The organism is Rhodopseudomonas sp. B29 (assembly GCF_000333455.1).
Taxonomy (GTDB): Bacteria; Pseudomonadota; Alphaproteobacteria; order Rhizobiales; family Xanthobacteraceae; genus Rhodopseudomonas.
The window spans coordinates 1-1,260 of the sequence record NZ_BADD01000681.1; the positions used below are offsets into that span (position 1 = coordinate 1).

Here is a 1,260-nt window from a genome sequence, read left to right on the forward strand (position 1 = left end):
CGAACGGGTTGTTCGGCTGCTGATACGACGGCTGCGCCCGCTCGCTGCTGAGACGTGCCACGCGGCGGCGCGGTTTGCTGCGCTTGGCCGACTCCCGTTTGCGGACGGTCGGTTTGGTCGTCTCCTTGCGCGGTGATTTGGTCGTCACTGCGTCGGCGCTCGCCGGCTTGTCGCCCTCAGGCTTGGTGGTCTCGTTGCCAGACGAGGCGGCAGCCGGCTGAACCAGCTTGGCCGGCCGCGGGTCGCGTTTCGGCATCGGGATTGGTCCGGTCAATGCCGCGATGGCCATCGGCGCCGGCTCCGCAGTCGCCGTGCTGTTCTCGCTGGCGGCCACCGGTTCGGGCGCCTTGGTCTCGACGGAGGATGGTTCGGCGGCAGGCGTTGATGCAGGCGTGGGGGCACTCGGAGCTTCCGCCACGACCATCGGGGGCGAAGAGGTCGCCTGCTCGGAAGGCGAGGGCGCTGGCGACACAGACGCGACGGGCGCCGCCTGCGAACCGAACGTTGGAGCAGCGTCGGGCGTCGCCGCTTGGACTGCGGGCGCGACGGCCTGAGCCGCAGCTTGCACGGGAGGGGGAGGAGGTGCGGCTTCGGGGGCTGCGGCAGGTGATGCCGGCACGCTGTCGGCAGGCTTGGTCACGGCGACCATTTCGGCCGGCTTGCTCTCCGCCGGCTTCTCTTCTGCCGGTTTCGCCTCTGCCGCCTTCGTCTCAGTCGGCTTTGGGTCAGCCGGCTTGCTCTCGCCAACCGCAGGAGCGACCTCGGCAGTCGCCGGCGGGGAGGGTGGCGCCTCCGCTGTCACGGGCGCTGGAGCGGGAGGCGTCGATGTCGCTGCGTCTGCAGAGGGCGATGCCTGCTGCGCCGGCTTGGTCTCTGGCGCCGGCTTGTCGTTCGGCGCAGGCGCGGCCTGCACAGCGGCCGGTGTCGCCTGCGGCTCGACCCGCAGCATGCTCAGCGTTGCAGTCGTCGGCTCGATCGGCGCCAGCAGCGCGATCGGCGGCCGCATCGTCTGGGTATTGGCGAACTGCTCGTGGGCGGCGCGCAGCAGCGCCGCGGCGCCGAGCCCGAATACCAGCAGAGACACTGCAAGAGTGACCGCAGCGAACAGGAACCGGAATCCGGGAAGCATCTCGGGTTCATTCCGTTTCATGCGCAAGCGCATGAAGACACATGAGCAACCAACGCGGCGGGATACTGGGAGCGAGCGCCAGACAGGCAACGCGCAGGGACGCGATCACGAATCAGGGCATATCGAGAATA

1 protein-coding gene is annotated in these 1,260 nt (G+C 69.4%); it reads right to left on the bottom strand.

Going from position 1 to position 1,260, the window contains the following annotated elements; all coding sequences use genetic code 11:
• Positions 1–1,129: hypothetical protein (locus tag I5M_RS31050; protein WP_148287954.1), on the bottom strand; the 1,129-nt coding region annotated here is incomplete at its 3' end.
• Between the last annotated feature and the right edge of the window lie 131 nt (positions 1,130–1,260).